We start from the raw sequence: 16,268 nt of genomic DNA on the forward strand, positions 1-16,268 counted from the left end.
GGCCGGAGGCCTCGATCCGGCGATCATGGATGCCACCGATGCAGTGGTCAACCTATCGGGCGCGGGCATCGCCGGGGCGCCGTGGACGAGGAGTTACAAGGAAACGCTGTACTCCTCACGGCTGACCGCGACCCGCACCCTGGTCGAGAGCATGCGTCGGGCAGATTCACCGCCGACAGTATTCCTCAGCCAGTCGGCGTCTGGCTACTACGGCAACCGGGGGTCCGAGGTTTTGCCGGAGAGCGCAGCCTCGGGTGATTTGCTGCTCTCTGACATCTGTCGGCGGTGGGAAGCTGAGGCACTCCGGGCGCCCTCGTCGGTACGTACTGTCCTCATGCGAACCGGTGTGGTGATGTCCACCAGCGGCGGCGCGCTGCCCAAGTTGCTGGTCCCGCTGCGATTTTTTGTGGGCGGGCCGTTGGGATCGGGAAACCAGTGGTGGCCGTGGGTGACCCTTGATGATCAGGTTCGAGCGATGGCGTTCCTCCTTGAGGCTGAGGTCAGCGGACCGGTCAACATCTCCTCGCCTTCCCCCGCGACGCTGACCGACCTGACCGAGGCTCTCGGTGCTGCGTTGAACCGGCCCACCCGCTTCAGGGTTCCTGAGTGGGTCCTGACCGCGGTCCTTGGCCAGCTGGCCAAGGAGTTGTTACTGCCAAGCGCACGGCTTGACCCCACAGTGCTCAAGAATGCGGGATTCAAATTCCGGCACAGTTCATTGGACGACCTGGCCCGATGGGTTCGCGAGTCCCGATAACCGAGCCGGAACAACACCAACAAACAACGGGCGGCGCCCCGGGTTCTAGGGCTCGTGGACGGCGGAAATCCGCCAGTGATCGGGTCCTCGCTGAAGAACGAAGACCAGTTGCTGGGTCACTGGCGAGGTCTCGGTCCGGTGCACATCTCCACTGGGGGTGACCTCGTCGAAGCCAGAGGTGGTGGCCGTGGCGGCGACCGCAACAACCTGGCCGCCAGGACCGGCACTGTCAGTCGCCACGGCGGCGCCCGATGACAGTTCGACCGGTGTGAGGTCTGTCAGTTCAATCGTGAGCCCGGACAGGGTGTGTCCGCGGTCCCTCAGTTCCAGCACTGCTTCCTCGTCGGCGGCCATGGCTGGCGATGAGGGCACATTGACCAGCTTCAGGAGTTCGGCGTCGGCAGTCTCAAAGGCTTGTTCCCTGAGCCGGGACAGGAGAGGCAGGACCGTCAGGGGATCGGCGTCGGCGAGTGTAGTGGACGCAACGGCCGCGGTGGGGGCCGCCGCGGTGGAGCGGGTTGTCTCCTGCGATGGTGGGATCTCTGCCGTGGCGGCTGTCTCACCCTGGGCAGGCGGAGTGCTGGAAGGGCCGCTGCCATCCAGCGCGCCCGGGGCCTCTCCCCCGATTCCCAGCAGCGTGCCTGCGAACAGTGCACCGCAGACGGAGAGCACAATCATGCTCAGGGCGGTAACCGCCAGTCCGACTAGCCGGCCCGGACGGCGGGTCCGATGGGTTGCTGGCCGGCGATCGGAGGGCTGATGTTCGCCCGACTGGTGATCGCCAGGCCGACGTTTTGCGGGCCGGTGTTTGCCTGCCGACCGGCGCCGTCCCGTTGGCGGGTTGGCTGAACCAGTAGTGGACCTGCGCGTCCTGAGATGCGGCAACACATCCGGGTGGACGGCTGCCACCAGATCAAGCGGCTCGGCCTGCGCCGTGCGCTGCACGGCCCGGGCAAATTCGCTGGCGGTGGGTCTCTCCCCCGGTTCTCCTTCCAGGCCCCAGTTGATGAGGTCCATGAGGTCCTCGGGCGCTTCCGGCACCAGCAGGGAAAGCGGCGGCCGTTGGATCGCCGGCCCCGGAACCCGCCCAGTCAGGGCGAACCAGCCGACAGCGGCAAGCGCATAGATGTCAGCCTCGGTATTCAGCCCGTCAGGGTCCTGAGGCGTCTCCTGGAAGCCTGGTGTGCCGCCCGCACGATGTCTGGCTTCCCCCAGCAGCCGACCGACCCCGAAGTCAGCCAACAGCGGTTTGCCCACTTCCGTAAACAGGATGTTGCCGGGCGCTACGTCCCCATGGACGGCTCCCAGGCCGTGCAGGAACGCCAGCACCTGCGCCAGCGGGGTCAGCACCGTGACAACCTCCCCCGGAGGAAGAGGGCCTCTCACGGAGACGAGGTTCAGCAACGACCCTCCGGCGGCGTATTCCATCCGGAGGCCCATCCCCTGGTCAGTGTGGATCACTTCATGGAGGGTCACCAAATGCTCATGCGGGAACCGGGCAAGGAACCGCTCCTCGCCACTCACAGCATCGGATCGCAGGGGATCAGCGCAGGCCGGGCCAAGAACCTTCAACGCGAAGAACTCTCCGGAGTCGTTCCGAATCAGCCAGACGTTCGCGCTGCCGCCGCGACCCAGCAGACGCTCACACTGGTAACCCGTAAGCAGCGGCGGGGTGGAAATCGGTTCCTCCCCGCCACCCCTGCCGGTGCGGCTGCTGTCCATGCACCAGTTGTAGCGGATCCCGGAAAACCTCGCAGAAGTTATCCACAGCAGCCCCGTGGCATGCATCAATGTCAGCGATGTCCCCGCGCAGGTCTACCCTTAACCCCATGACACTTCAATATTCGCGTGTTGGACTGGATCCGGAATTCGTTGACTATGAGGCTGGCTGGGATTTGCAGCGGAAGCTCCACGCCGGTGTGGTGGCAGGAACAGCACCGAGCACAGTCCTCTTGCTGGAACACAGTGCTGTGTATACGGCAGGGCGGCGCACCGAGGACCAGGAGCGACCGTTTGATGGGACGCCGGTGGTACCGGTCGATCGAGGCGGGAAACTCACCTGGCATGGCCCCGGCCAACTGGTGGGCTATCCCATCCTGGCTTTGCCGGAACCCACCAGGGTGACCGGCTACGTGGCCATTCTTGAAGACGTGATCATCGCGGTCCTGAAAGATTTCGGGATCAACGGGATCCGCATCGACGGCAGGTCAGGAGTGTGGGTCGCCGCCGATGACACCCGTCCGGACCGCAAGATTGCCGCCATCGGGATTCGCATTAACCGCCGGGTCACCATGCATGGGTTCGCGGTGAACTGCAGCAACGACCTCGCACCCTTCGCCCAGATTGTGCCGTGCGGAATTTCCGACGCTGGCGTGACCACAATCTCCGCTGAAACCGGCTACAGGGTGACCCCAGCGGACATCGTTTCGCGGATTGAAGACGAACTGCGCAAGAATGAACTATTACTGGTTGCCGAGGCGGCAGAAGATTTCCGCCCGTCAAGCACAGCCAACCCAGCCGGTCTGATCCGGCCGGAAGGAGCATGACCCGTGAGTCTGGCCCCCGAAGGACGCCGCCTTCTCCGCATTGAGGCGAGAAACGCCGAGACCCCGGTGGAGCGTAAACCCGACTGGATCAAAGCGAAGGTGAACATCGGCCCCGAGTTTGTGGCGATGAAGAACCTGGTGAAGAAGGAAGGCCTCCACACCGTGTGCGAGGAGGCGGGCTGTCCCAACATCTTCGAATGCTGGGAAGACCGCGAAGCCACCTTCCTGATCGGCGGTTCGGAGTGTACCCGTCGCTGTGACTTCTGCCAGATCGATACCGGCAAGCCGCAACCGCTGGACCGGAGCGAGCCGTTCAAGGTGGCCCAGTCCGTTCAGTCAATGAATCTGCGCTACGCCACCGTGACCGGCGTCGCCCGCGATGATCTTGAGGACGAGGGTGTCTGGCTTTACGCCGAGACTATTCGCCAGATCCACAGCATGAACCCCGGCACCGGCGTCGAGATCCTCATTCCAGATTTCTCGGGCAAACCTGAGCACATTCAGGCGATCTGCGATGCTGCACCCGAGGTGTTCGCGCACAACGTCGAGACGGTCCCCCGGATCTTCAAGCGCATCAGGCCCGCGTTCCGCTACGAGCGGTCATTGGACGTCATCACCCAGGGCAGGGACCTGGGCATGGTCACCAAATCCAACCTGATCCTTGGCATGGGCGAAACCCGGCAGGAAATTTCTGGAGCCATGCAGGACCTGCACGACGCCGGCTGCGACCTGATCACGATCAACCAGTACCTGCGGCCCAGCGAACGCCACCTCCCCGTGGACCGCTGGGTGAAGCCCCAGGAATTTGTCGAACTCCGTGAGGAGGCCGAAGAGATCGGTTTCCTTGGCGTCATGAGCGGACCGTTAGTCCGGTCCTCCTACCGTGCCGGCCGACTCTGGGCGCGCGCCATGCGCAAGAAGGGCCTGGAACTGCCCGCAGCGCTGGCGCACATAGAGGATTCCGGATCGACGTTGCAGGAGGCGTCAAGCCTCGCGCCCACGGGCTAGCCCGACAGCGAGCCGCCACCCAAGGCATTGGGCCGGGGTGGTTTCGACGCGTCCAATCAGCGACCTGGATCACGTAGAATTGAAGCATTATGGCCAACAGCACTGAATCAGACGGATCATCCACCCCTAAGCGACGCCTCTTTTCCCGGAAGCCGAAGCCCGAAAAGGGACCGAAGAAGACCGGGCGGATGAAGCAAATCTCCGAGGTCTTCAAGATGACCCGGCGGAATGATCCCAACGTGGTGTGGATCATGCTGCTGGCGTTCCTGTCGATCGTCGCCGTCGGTCTGGTCATCGGTTTCCTGATCCAAAACTGGATCACCATGCTGATCATCGCCATCCCGCTGGGCTTCCTCGCCGCAGTGTTCATCTTGTCCCGTCGTGCCGAGCGTGCCGCGTTCTCGCAGATCGAAGGACAGCCCGGGGCTGCCGGCGCCGCACTCAGTGTGCTTCGGCGAGGCTGGATCCTGCAGGATCAGCCCGTCGCGATGAACCCGCGGTCGCAGGATGCGGTCTTCCGCGCTATCGGCCGGCCTGGCATCGTGCTGGTTACCGAAGGTCCGACGGCTCGGGTCAAACCGCTCGCTGATGCTGAGAAGCGCAAGATGGCGCGGATCGTCCCCAACGTGAAGGTTCACGTCATCGAAGCCGGTCGCGGCGAGGGCCAGGTGCCCTTGGCCCAGGTCGCCAAGAAGGCGCAGAAACTCAAGAAGAATCTGACCAAGCAGGAAGTTCAGGCGGTCAACAAGCGGCTGACCGCCCTGGGCACCAAGCTGCCGATCCCCAAGGGCGTTGATCCGTTCAAGGCTCGTCCGGACCGCAAGGCCATGCGGGGGCGCTAGGTCCGCACGAACGCAGGATTGGTTTGAGGGTCGACCTCGCTATCGGAGAGTGTTTCTCACCGAAGCGAGGTCGGCCCTTTTAGTTGGGTAGCGTAAGGATTTCGGCGCCGTCGTCAGTGATGGCGATGGTGTGTTCGCTGTGGGCCGTCCGGCAGCCGGTGGCGCTCCGCAGCGTCCATCCATCAGGGTCGGTGACGAGGGTCGCAGTGTCCACCATGACCCACGGCTCCAACGCGAGCAGCAGCCCGGGCCGGAGCACATAGCCACGTCCTGGCCGACCCATATTGGGTACATGTGGATCCTGGTGCATCGTCGAACCGATGCCGTGTCCACCAAATTCGGTGTTGATCGGATACCCCGCATCGGTAAGGACCCGACCTATTGCGTAGGAAATGTCGCCAATCTTCACACCGGGACCCGCTGCGGCTATGCCTGCCTTCAGGGCACGTTCGGTGGCCCTGATCATCTCCACGCTCTCCGTGGGCTGAGCCTCGCCGACGATGAAGCTGATCGCCGAATCAGCGGCAATGCCGTTCTTTGATACGGCGAGGTCGAGGGTCAGCAGGTCCCCGTCCGCGAGAGCGTAATCGTGGGGCAATCCGTGAAGCACAGCGTCGTTGACCGCGGTGCAGATGTAGTGACCAAACGGCCCGCGTCCGAACGACGGCGCGTAGTCCACATAGCAGGATTCGGCACCGGCGTCGGCAATCATCGTCTTCGCCCAGTTGTCGATGTCCAACAGGTTGGTGCCGACTCTCGCCCGGCTCTTCATCGTCTGCAGGATGTTGGCGACCAACGCTCCGGCGTCTTTCGCCCGGCTCAGTTCGGCCTTGTTCAGGATCTCGATCATTCGGTGTCCTTCGTTTGAAGTCAGTGTTTATCCGGGTCAGCCTAGGAAGCCGCGCTGTCCCCTGATGCGGTGAGGAGTTCTGGTCAGATCCTGACCAGAACTGTTTGGACTGCACGGTCGTGGACTCCGCGCTGGTCGCGGTCCACGATGACGGCCGGGATCACCAGGCAGATCAGGAGGGTCCGGACCAGCGCCTTGCCGTACCCGGCCGGGCGTCCCGTGAGCGTCTGAACCTGCATGCCCATGATTCGATGCCCGATGCTGTAGCCAAAGAACCCTACGAGCAGGACCTGGGTGAGGGCGAAAATTCCCAGGGTGGCAAAACTGTTGTAGTCGAAGAAACCGTAGGAGATCAGCGACGCCAGCGCCCAGTCAATGAGCAGTGCGCCGACCCTGCGGCCGGGACGGGCGATTGATGCGGGACCGGTTTTGGGACGCCCCATCCCCTTGCCCGGCCAGTCGGTGGAACTGTCGGAGGGGGTTCCGCCGAGCCATGAGCCGATGTCGTTTCTGTCTACCACCCCTTAATCTTAACGCGTTCACACCGCGGGGCTGCGCGTCGCCGTCGTCGTCATCCAGACGCCTCATCTGACCCGCAGCGCCAAATCAGGCTAGGCTGAAAGAGCCTTTAGTCCAGACCAGCCATTAAGTAACGTGCCGGAAACAATTGCGACACCAGTGGGAAACTGCCAACTCGTACAGTTGTAATCATTGCGGCGGCGGCGCTCAATGCCACTGATCTGCGCCCGGTCGTTATCCCCCACATGCGTTAGGAGCATAAACGATGTTCAAGAATGCGGACGAAGTCCTCAAGTTCATCGCTGACGAAGACGTGAAGTTTGTCGACGTCCGATTCACCGACCTTCCCGGAGTGCAGCAGCACTTCAACGTTCCTGCGAAGACAGTCGATGCAGACTTCTTTGTGAACGGGCAGCTGTTTGACGGGTCATCGATCCGCGGCTTCCAGGGAATCGCCGAGTCGGACATGCAGCTGATACCGGACCCCACGACTGCGTTCATTGATCCCTTCCGGATGGAGAAGACGCTCGCGCTGAGCTTCTCGATTGTGAACCCTCGGACCGGCGATCCTTACCACCGCGACCCTCGCGGCGTGGCAGAACGCGCTGAGGCTTACCTGAGCTCAACCGGCATTGCGGACACCGCGTTCTTCGCCCCGGAAGCCGAGTTCTACATCTTTGACAACGTGCAGTACGAGTCCCTGCCCCAGGGCAGCTTCTACAAGGTTGACTCGATTGAGGCTCCCTGGAACAGCGGCCGCGAGGAAGAGGGCGGGAACCTTGGCAACAAGACCCCGTTCAAGGGCGGCTACTTCCCTGTCTCTCCTGTCGACAAGCAGGCTGACCTCCGCGACGCGATCTGCGTCGAACTGGACAACGCCGGCCTCGAGGTTGAGCGGTCCCACCACGAGGTAGGTGGCGCGGGCCAGGCTGAGATCAACTACAAGTTCACCACCATGACGCATGCTGCTGATGACCTGCAGAAGTTCAAGTACATCGTCAAGAACGTTTCCGATGCGTGGGGCAAATCGGCAACGTTCATGCCGAAGCCCGTCTTCGGTGACAACGGTTCGGGCATGCACTGCCACCAGTCGCTGTGGAGCGCCGGCGAGCCATTGTTCTACGACGAGCGCGGCTACGCGGGACTCTCCGACATGGCCCGCTGGTACATTGGCGGCCTGCTGAAGCACGCCTCGGCGGTACTGGCATTCACCAACCCGACGGTCAACTCCTACCGTCGCCTGGTCAAGGGTTTCGAAGCACCGGTGAACATGGTGTACTCGCAGGGCAACCGCTCGGCTGGTATCCGAATCCCGATCACGGGCTCCAACCCGAAGGCAAAGCGCATCGAGTTCCGTGCGCCGGACCCCTCGTCCAACCCGTACCTGGCCTTCGCAGCCCAGCTGATGGCTGGCCTTGACGGCATCAAGAACCGGATCGAGCCTGCTGATCCGATCGACAAGGACCTGTACGAGCTCCCCGCTGAGGAAGCCAAGGACATCCAGAAGGCTCCGGGTTCACTGGAGGAAGCTCTGCTCGCCCTTGAGGCCGACAACGAGTTCCTGCAGGCCGGCGGCGTCTTCACCCAGGACCTCATCGACACCTGGATCGAGTACAAGCGCGAATTCGAGATCATCCCGCTGTCACTGCGCCCGAACCCTTACGAGTTCGAGCTCTACTACGGCGTCTAGTCTCTAGATGGCAGAAGACCCGCACGGATCACCGTGCGGGTCTTCTTTTTGCGCTAAAGCTGCGGCGATTCAGTAGGACGCTTCCATCGAGAGATGTGAGCACCATGACGGCGTCCCGCACCGCTGTGCTGACCTTCGTGGCAGCTTCGATACCGATTGCTCCGACCGCGGCGAGCAGTGATCGAACACCAGATTGCGTCATTGCACTGTGGTCCATCATCACGAGCATCCTTCCTGAAGGTTCTTTCCTGATACCAAAAGGTAACGGCTGATGCTGATGGAACTGCGCAAGCTGCCGCCGTGAATCCTGGACCGTGTCGTGGGTACGAAGGTCTAGCGCTTCCCGTACCTCTTGTGCACGGCCTGACGGGTGACCCCGAGTGCCTGGGCGATAGCCTCCCAGGACAGCCCCGCCTGGCGTGCCTGCCGGACGGCCACTGTCTCGGCCCGGCCAACTTCCTGACGCAGTTCGCTGACGGCTTGCAACCGGTTGACCGGTCCGCCGTCGTCGAGCGATCCGACGAGCGTTTTCATGCGTTCCACCTCCATGATGTCAACCATAGTTGACAACTGGCGTGAATTTCTAGTGAACTCCGTCGGCTGGATAGGTAACTCCGTCGGCAGGACCAGGAACCGGACCAGAAAAGTGCCTCAGTAGCCGTAGAAGGACCGCTCGAAGATGGCCCGGCTGCGACGGGTGAGCCGCAGGTAGTCCTCTTCCAGTAACGCACCCATCCCGGGGCCGTAACCACACCAGCGGGCCACCGCCTCCAGGTCACGGCGCGACGACGGCAACAGGTCTGATGCCTTGCCGCTCCAGATCACGTTCGCGGCCCGCACCCGGCTCGAGAGGCACCAGCTTTGACGCAGCGTGAGCACGTCGGAGGCGGACAGTAGCTCGGCAGCCTCGATCGCGTCCATTGCCGCAAGGGTCGAGGTGGTCTTCAGGGCATCATTCGCGTGAGCGTGCTGAAGTTGCAGCAGCTGCACCAGCCATTCGACGTCGCTCAGCCCTCCCCTACCGAGCTTCAGGTGCCGCGACGGGTCGGCTCCCCGCGGCAGCCGCTCCGATTCCATCCGGGCCTTGATCCGGCGAATCTCCCGCACCCCCTGGCCCGAGATGGTCTCCGGGTAGCGGATGGGGTCGATCAGTTTGGTGAATGCTGCGGCGAGGTCATCGCTTCCTGCGATGGGCAGGGCACGCAGCAGGGCCTGCGACTCCCAGACCAGCGACCACCGCCGGTAATACTCGCGGAAGGACTCAAGCGACCGCACCATCGGACCCTGTTTCCCCTCGGGGCGCAGGTCGGCGTCGATTTCCAGGACCCGCTCCGCCTGGATTGCCGGAGAGCAGGGCTGCTGCAGCAGCGCCGACAGTTGGCTGACGATCCGCTCCGCCTGCCCCTGAGCCGCCGCCTCGCTCGCCCCCTGACGGGCACGGTGCACGTACATCACGTCGGCGTCCGACCCGTAGGTGATCTCACGGCCGCCCTGCCGCCCCATTGCCACGACGACGACGTCGGTCAGCGGCTCCTCGTTCGCTAAGACAGCACCCTCTGCGACATGCAGCGCGCCGAGGATCGCTGCCCGGTCAGTCGCGGACAAGGCGGCCCCTACCGCGGCCTGATCCAGCAGCCCTGAGCTGTCGGCGATGGCGATGCGCAGCAGTTCCCGGCGGCGGATCAACCGGATCAGCCGCATCGCTTCGCGGGGTTCGGGGTGCCGGGACATTTTTGACTGGATTTCTGTCCACTGGGCTTCAAACCCGACCGGGATCAGGTCCTTGTCGTTGCCGAGCCATTTGGTGGATTCCGGTGACACTTCCAGCAGGTCGGCGATGAACCGGCTACTAGAGAGGATGTGGCATAGCCGTTCAGCTGCCGCCTTGGAATCACGGAGCATGCCAAGGTACCAGTGGGTCTGGCCGAGGCCCTCGCTGAGCCGCCGGAAGGCCAGCAGGCCCGCGTCGGGGTCCACCCCATCGGCNCCAGCCAGCCGAGGAGGACCGGCAGCAGGTTGCGTTGCAGCGCCGACCGCCGGCTCAGACCCGAGGTGAGTGCCTCGATGTGACGCATCGCGACTTTGGGGTCCAGGTAGCCGAGCGCGGCGAGCCGCGCCCGGGCTGCCTCGGGGGTCAGCTTGACCTCGTCGATGCTGAGATTCGCGGCAGTGTTCAGCAGCGGACGGTAAAAGATGTTCTCGTGCAGGCCCCGCACGAGGCGCTTGGTCTGCTGCCACTGTTCAATCAGTGCTGCCGCGGCAGGGCGGGTGGTGCTTTGGGCGCCCTGGGATGACATGGCGAGGGCCCGTCGCGACGCGTCGTCCTCGGGCATCAGGTGCGTGCGGCGCATATTGACGAGCTGGATCCGGTGCTCGAGCACCCGCAGGTAGCGGTACGACTCGTCGAACGCCCTGGCGTCGGTCCTACCGATATAGCCTGCGGCGCTGAGCGCGGCGATGGCCGAGGTCGTGTCACGGATCCGGATCGACTCGTCGGCCTTGCCATGCACCAACTGGAGCAGCTGGACGGTGAATTCGACGTCCCGGAGGCCGCCGGGGCCGAGCTTGAGCTGACGCTCCGCCTCATGGGACGGGATGTTGTCGGTGACCCGGCGGCGCATGGCCTGCACCGAGTCGACGAAGCCTTCACGCTCCGAGGAGTTCCAGACCAGCGGCGCGACTGACTCCTCGTAGCGACGCCCCAGATCGGCGTCGCCAGCGATGGTCCGGGCCTTCAGCAGTGCCTGGAACTCCCAACTCTGGGCCCACCGGGCGTAGTAGGACAGGTGGGAATCGAGGGTCCTCACCAGTGGGCCTTCGCGCCCCTCGGGCCGCAGGTTGGCATCCACCTCCCACAGCCCGGGCTCAATCCCGCTTGACGTGATAGCCCGGGAAATTCCGGAGGCCAGCGACGTCCCAGTCCGGACGGCAAGCTCCTCGGCGAGGTCTGGTGCCTCAATCACGTAGATGACGTCGACGTCGGAAATGTAGTTCAGCTCTCCCGCACCACACTTGCCCATCCCCATCACCGCGAGGCGCACCGATGCTATGTCAGCGGCCGAGAAGCTGTCAGCCAGTTCCGCCCGTGAAACAGCCAGCGCTGCCTCAACCGCCGCGGCTGCCAGATCGGCCAGCTCCTTGCCGACGGTCGGCAGATAGTCCACCGGCGACGCCGAGCACAGGTCCCTGACCGCCAGTTCCACCAGGTGACGGCGGTAGCGTGCCCGCAGCAGCGCATACGATTCCTTGCCACCCCCGGCCGCGACGGGGGTGCCCGACGACGGATCGGCGCCGACCGACTCGAGCAGCGAAGACCGCAACAGTTCCGCTGACACCCCGCCGGGATTCCGGCTAGGACTGACCTTGACGGTGTCCAGGTGCTCGGGTCGCCGCATCAGGAATTCGGCAAGGGCCTCCGAGGCGCCGAGCAACCTGAACAGCGGCTCGCTGCCCACACCGCCGTCGGCCACCACGGCCGCAAGATCAGGTTGTACCGCCAAGAGCCGGACCAGGGATTGCAGCGCCAGATCGGGGTTGGCTGAGCGCGCCAACCCGCCGAACAGCGATGCCTCCGGAATGTCCCGCAATTCGGGCGCGTCCAGAAAGCGGGAGCTTTTCTCGAGGTCGGTGAAACCCCGGCTGATGAGTTGGCGGTTGAGGCTCATGGCGGGCGCCAGTTTAGAGGATCCCGAGGTTACGGCGCAGCTCGTAGGGCGTGACCTGGATGCGGTAATCATGCCATTCGGCCCGCTTGTTCCGCAGGAAGTTCTCGTAGACCTGCTCGCCCAGGATTCCCGCCACGAGTTCCGAGTCCTCCATGACCCGGATGGCGTCATGCAGGCTCGCTGGCAACGGGTCGTGGCCCATGGCGCGCCGTTCGGTGGCGGTCAGACTCCAGACGTCGTCCTCGGCACCCGGTGGCAGCTCGTAACCTTCCTCGATACCCTTCAAACCCGCACCGAGCAGCACCGAGTAAGCGAGGTACGGATTGCTGGCCGAATCGATGCCGCGATATTCGATGCGGGCTGACTGGCCCTTGTTGGGCTTGTACAGGGGAACGCGGACCAGGGCTGACCGGTTGTTGTGGCCCCAGGAGAGGTAGCTTGGGGCCTCTCCCCCGCCCCAGAGGCGCTTGTAGGAGTTCACGAACTGGTTGGTGACGGCAGTGAATTCCGGTGCATGCTTGAGGATGCCGGCAATGAACTGGCGTGCTGTCTTGGACAGCTGAAACTCGGCGCCCGCTTCGTAGAACGCGTTGGCGTCGCCCTCGAACAGGGAGAAGTGGGTGTGCATCCCGGAGCCGGGGTGGTCGGAGAACGGCTTCGGCATGAAGGTGGCATAGCTGTCCTGGGTCAGCGCCACCTCCTTGATGATGGTTCTGAAGGTCATGATGTTGTCGGCGGTCTGCAGCGCGTCGGCGTAGCGCAGATCGATTTCGTTCTGGCCGGGACCGGCCTCGTGGTGACTGAACTCCACCGAGATGCCCACCGATTCGAGCATCGCGACGGCGGTGCGCCGGAAGTCCTGCGCCACGCCACCGGGAACATGGTCGAAGTAGCCGGCCTGGTCCACGGGCACAGGCTGTCCATCGGGTCCCAGCTCATCGGATTTGAGCAGGTAGAACTCAATCTCGGGGTGGGTGTAGCAGGTGAACCCCATATCGGCGGCTTTCGCGAGCGTCCTTTTCAGGACGCCGCGCGGATCGGCGGTGGACGGCATGCCATCGGGGGTGAGAATGTCGCAAAACATCCGCGATGTGGGTTCTTTCTCTCCACGCCACGGCAGGATCTGGAAGGTCGAAGGATCAGGCTGTGCCAGCATGTCGGACTCGAAGACGCGGGCCAGCCCTTCAATGGACGAACCGTCGAACCCCAGGCCCTCCTCGAATGCGCCCTCCACCTCGGCCGGAGCCAATGCCACCGACTTCAGGGAACCCACAACGTCGGTGAACCACAGCCGCACAAACCGCACATCGCGTTCCTCGATGGTACGCAGTACAAATTCCTGCTGCCGGTCCATAGCTACCCTCTTTCATGCTGTCGGTGTGTGTCCCGGGTGTCATCATGAGTGTCGGTCCACCAGTTCACTCTACTGATACTCACGCATTGTTAAGCCCGCGTGCCACCCGGGCTTCTGAAGTAGGCTCGACATATGACTTCAGCAGAGATTCCAGCGCCCTACGGCACGGGTGCCCGCGATGCCGACGCCGGGGCCGCACCGGCCGCGTCGCAGCCGCGGACTCCGGCCCGGATCCGCACTCATCACCTGCAGCAGGCGAAAAATGATGGACGCCGCTTCGCCATGCTCACTGCCTATGACCAGTACGCCGCGGAGATCTTCGACGACGCCGGCATCGAGGTGCTGCTCGTCGGCGACTCTGCCGCCAACAACGTGTTGGGCTACACCACCACCCTGCCGATCACCGTCGATGAGATGATCATCTTCTCGCGTGCCGTCATTAACGGTGCCACCCGGGCGTTGGTGGTCTGTGACCTGCCCTTCGGCAGCTACGAAATCTCCCCCGCGCAGGCCATCGAATCGTCGGTCCGCCTGATGAAAGAGGGAGGGGTTCATGCCGTCAAGATGGAGGGCGGCCGCCACTACGCCGACACCGTCCGTGCCCTGACGACCGCCGGTATCCCCGTCATGGCCCATATCGGGTTCACCCCTCAGAGCGAGCATGCCTTGGGCGGGTACCGGGTCCAGGGCCGTGGGGACGCAGCACAGGAACTGATTGACGACGCCGTCGCCCTCGCCGAAGCCGGAGCGTTCTGTGTGCTCATGGAGATGGTGCCCGCCGAGGTGGCTGCCGCCGTCGACCGCGCCGTTCGCGTACCGACCATTGGGATTGGCGCAGGCAACTCGACCACCGGCCAGGTCCTGGTATGGCAGGACATGGCCGGGGTTCGTACTGGCCGCCAACCCAAGTTCGTCAAACAGTTTGCCGACGTCCGCTCAGTGCTCGCAGCGGCTGCGACGACGTACGGCGAGGAAGTCCGGAACGGGACGTTCCCCGGGCCGGAGCACAGCTTCTAGGAGCTACTGCTCGTCCTCGGCATCCCACGCCTGGTTTCGCTGGGCTACTTTTTCCAGGGCACGCTCGGCCTCCGCACGTGTGGGGTAGGGCCCAATCAGTTTCCGCCAATCTGACTGCGCGTCCTCCTCGATCTCGTGGGTTTGCACGTTGTACCAGAACTCGGCCATGAGGGTCCTCCTTGATGGTGACTTTCGGCGGGACGCCGTGGCGCCTATAAGATCAAGAGTATGCCTCAGCAATCCGTCAGTGCACCCGTTGGAACACTCGAACCAGGAACCGTCAGTCCCCAACTACCGGTCCCGGTGAGTATTCCGCGCCCCGAGTATGTTGGGCGCAGCGGACCTGCCCCCTTCACCGGGTCCGAGGTCAAGACTCCCGAAACCATCGAAAAGATCCGCCGTGCGAGTCGGCTGGCCGCACAGGCCATCGTCGAGGTTGGCCGCCACATCGAGCCCGGTGTGACCACCGACCAGCTGGATCGGGTAGGCCACCAGTTTCTCGTGGACCACGGCGCCTACCCCTCGACCCTGGGCTACCGCGGATTCCCGAAATCGCTTTGCTCATCCCTCAATGAAGTGATCTGTCACGGCATCCCCGACACCACCGTGCTGCGCGACGGCGACATCCTGAACATTGACATCACTGCCTACCTTGACGGCGTCCACGGCGACACCAACTACACGTTCCTGGTGGGCGACGTCGACGACGAATCCCGCCTCCTGGTCGAGCGCACCAAGGAATCGCTGAACCGTGCCATCAGGGCGGTGGCTCCAGGCCGGGAAATCAATGTCATTGGCCGGACCATCGAGTCCTATGCCCGCCGGTTCGGCTATGGAGTGGTGCGCGACTTCACCGGCCACGGCGTCGGCGAAGCCTTCCACACCGGGCTGATCATTCCCCACTACGATGCCGCCCCGGCCTATAACCGGATTATCGAACCGGGCATGACGTTCACCATTGAACCCATGCTCACCCTCGGAACCATCGAGTGGGACATGTGGCCGGACGAGTGGACGGTGCTGACCAAGGACCGTCAGCGCACCGCCCAGTTTGAGCACACCCTTTTGGTGACCGACAGCGGCGCCGAGATCCTTACCGTCCCCTAACCACCGGGTTCCCGCGGCGCTCCGCCGCGCCGGCGACCCCCCACCTACACCTGGAGAACCATGGGCAAGAGCAGCGAGAAGAAGCACGGCAAGTCCCTGCCGAACACAGTGATCGGCATCGATATCGGCGGCACCGGCATCAAGGGTGGCATCGTCGATCTGGTCGAGGGTGAGATCGTTGGGGAGCGCTTCCGCGTGCCCACCCCGCAGCCCTCCACTCCTGAGGCCGTCGCCGAAGTCGTGGCGCAGATTGTCGCTGAGTTGTCGACCCGGCCCAGCGCACCCGGCCCAGAGGTGCCGGTCGGTGTCACCTTCCCGGCCATCATCCAGCACGGCATCGCCCGTTCCGCAGCCAACGTGGACCAGAGCTGGGTCGACACCGACGTCGACGGCCTCTTCAGCAAAGTGCTGGACCGCGATGTGCACGTCATCAACGACGCCGACGCAGCCGGGCTCGCCGAGGTGCGGTACGGGGCTGGCAAGGGGGTGGACGGCACTGTTCTGGTCATTACCCTGGGGACCGGGATCGGTTCGGCGTTCATCTTTGACGGGAAGCTGGTACCTAACGCCGAGCTCGGGCACCTCGAGATTGACGGGTACGACGCCGAAACCCGGGCCTCAGCAGTCGCCCGCGAACGTGACGGCATTGACTGGGACGAGTACTCGGTCCGCCTGCAACGGTACTTTTCGCATGTCGAGTTCCTCTTCTCACCGGAGCTGTTTATTGTCGGTGGCGGTATTTCCAAGCGCAGCAAGGAGTACCTGCCCGGACTGAACCTGCGCACCCGCATCATCCCGGCCCAGCTGAGGAACCAGGCGGGCATCGTGGGCGCCGCGCTGCAGGCGGCACTGCACTTCAAGCGCCTGGCGAAACTGGCCGCAGCAGTCCCCGACGCGTAACCATCGCGGCGTC

The 16,268-nt window shown here is 63.8% G+C and carries 14 protein-coding genes and 1 pseudogene; 8 read left to right on the forward strand and 7 right to left on the reverse strand.

Annotated features, from left to right (window positions below; genetic code table 11):
- Positions 1-757 (forward strand): TIGR01777 family oxidoreductase (locus tag K728_RS0116245; RefSeq protein ID WP_024477350.1); only part of this gene is annotated, 757 nt, incomplete at its 5' end.
- 45 nt (positions 758-802) lie between these two features.
- On the opposite strand, the gene K728_RS0116250 is transcribed toward K728_RS0116245, so the two are convergent.
- Positions 803-2,479: a serine/threonine-protein kinase gene (locus K728_RS0116250; protein ID WP_024477351.1), complete on the reverse strand. Its 1,677-nt coding sequence runs from the start codon at positions 2,477-2,479 to the stop codon at positions 803-805.
- Between the two features lie 107 nt (positions 2,480-2,586).
- Here K728_RS0116250 and lipB point away from each other — a divergent pair, with 107 nt between their 5' ends.
- The 3 genes from lipB to K728_RS0116265 all read left to right on the forward strand — a co-directional run bounded on the left by lipB (position 2,587) and on the right by K728_RS0116265 (position 5,153).
- On the forward strand, positions 2,587-3,303 hold the full coding sequence (gene lipB, locus K728_RS0116255) for a lipoyl(octanoyl) transferase LipB (RefSeq protein WP_019483247.1): 717 nt from the start codon (positions 2,587-2,589) through the stop codon (positions 3,301-3,303).
- A gap of 3 nt (positions 3,304-3,306) precedes the next feature.
- Positions 3,307-4,311 (forward strand): lipoyl synthase, encoded by a 1,005-nt coding sequence (gene lipA, locus K728_RS0116260; RefSeq protein WP_019483248.1) that lies wholly within the window; start codon positions 3,307-3,309, stop codon positions 4,309-4,311.
- A gap of 89 nt (positions 4,312-4,400) precedes the next feature.
- A complete protein-coding gene (locus K728_RS0116265) occupies positions 4,401-5,153 on the forward strand; it encodes a DUF4191 domain-containing protein (protein ID WP_019483249.1) in 753 nt (250 codons plus the stop codon).
- A gap of 79 nt (positions 5,154-5,232) precedes the next feature.
- Here the strand turns inward: K728_RS0116265 and map (K728_RS0116270) are convergent, their stop codons facing one another.
- Both map (K728_RS0116270) and K728_RS0116275 read right to left on the reverse strand, forming a co-directional pair.
- Entirely contained in the window at positions 5,233-6,003 is a 771-nt protein-coding gene (gene map, locus K728_RS0116270; protein WP_024477352.1) for a type I methionyl aminopeptidase, read from the reverse strand.
- A gap of 83 nt (positions 6,004-6,086) precedes the next feature.
- Positions 6,087-6,524, reverse strand: a complete 438-nt coding sequence (locus tag K728_RS0116275) for an RDD family protein (protein WP_019483251.1) — start codon at positions 6,522-6,524, stop codon at positions 6,087-6,089.
- 263 nt (positions 6,525-6,787) lie between these two features.
- On the opposite strand from K728_RS0116275, the gene glnA (K728_RS0116280) reads away from it, so the two are divergent.
- A complete protein-coding gene (gene glnA, locus K728_RS0116280) occupies positions 6,788-8,212 on the forward strand; it encodes a type I glutamate--ammonia ligase (protein ID WP_019483252.1) in 1,425 nt (474 codons plus the stop codon).
- Positions 8,213-8,545: 333 nt separating this feature from the next.
- Here the strand turns inward: glnA (K728_RS0116280) and K728_RS0116290 are convergent, their stop codons facing one another.
- From K728_RS0116290 to glnA (K728_RS0116300), 3 genes and pseudogenes are all read right to left on the reverse strand, one after another.
- A complete protein-coding gene (locus K728_RS0116290; protein WP_237742172.1) occupies positions 8,546-8,746 on the reverse strand; it encodes an AsnC family protein in 201 nt (66 codons plus the stop codon).
- A 117-nt stretch (positions 8,747-8,863) separates the two neighbouring features.
- Positions 8,864-11,877: pseudogene (locus tag K728_RS19770) on the reverse strand (bifunctional [glutamine synthetase] adenylyltransferase/[glutamine synthetase]-adenylyl-L-tyrosine phosphorylase).
- Positions 11,878-11,890: 13 nt separating this feature from the next.
- Positions 11,891-13,231, reverse strand: coding sequence for a type I glutamate--ammonia ligase (glnA, locus tag K728_RS0116300; protein ID WP_024477355.1), 1,341 nt, complete (start codon positions 13,229-13,231; stop codon positions 11,891-11,893).
- Between the two features lie 132 nt (positions 13,232-13,363).
- Here glnA (K728_RS0116300) and panB point away from each other — a divergent pair, with 132 nt between their 5' ends.
- Positions 13,364-14,248, forward strand: a complete 885-nt coding sequence (panB, locus tag K728_RS0116305) for a 3-methyl-2-oxobutanoate hydroxymethyltransferase (protein ID WP_024477356.1) — start codon at positions 13,364-13,366, stop codon at positions 14,246-14,248.
- Positions 14,249-14,251: 3 nt separating this feature from the next.
- Here panB and K728_RS21060 read toward each other — a convergent pair whose 3' ends face one another.
- Positions 14,252-14,416 (reverse strand): SPOR domain-containing protein, encoded by a 165-nt coding sequence (locus K728_RS21060; protein ID WP_019481305.1) that lies wholly within the window; start codon positions 14,414-14,416, stop codon positions 14,252-14,254.
- 60 nt (positions 14,417-14,476) lie between these two features.
- On the opposite strand from K728_RS21060, the gene map (K728_RS0116315) reads away from it, so the two are divergent.
- The gene (map, locus tag K728_RS0116315) at positions 14,477-15,355 is read left to right on the forward strand and encodes a type I methionyl aminopeptidase (RefSeq protein WP_024477357.1); all 879 of its coding nucleotides are present in this window, start codon (positions 14,477-14,479) and stop codon (positions 15,353-15,355) included.
- Positions 15,356-15,415: 60 nt separating this feature from the next.
- Complete coding sequence (ppgK, locus tag K728_RS0116320) at positions 15,416-16,255, forward strand: polyphosphate--glucose phosphotransferase (protein WP_019481307.1); 840 nt, start codon at positions 15,416-15,418, stop codon at positions 16,253-16,255.
- Positions 16,256-16,268: the final 13 nt, after the last annotated feature.

The sequence above is a fragment of the Arthrobacter sp. CAL618 genome, assembly GCF_000468215.1.
Lineage (GTDB): Bacteria > Actinomycetota > Actinomycetes > Actinomycetales > Micrococcaceae > Arthrobacter_D.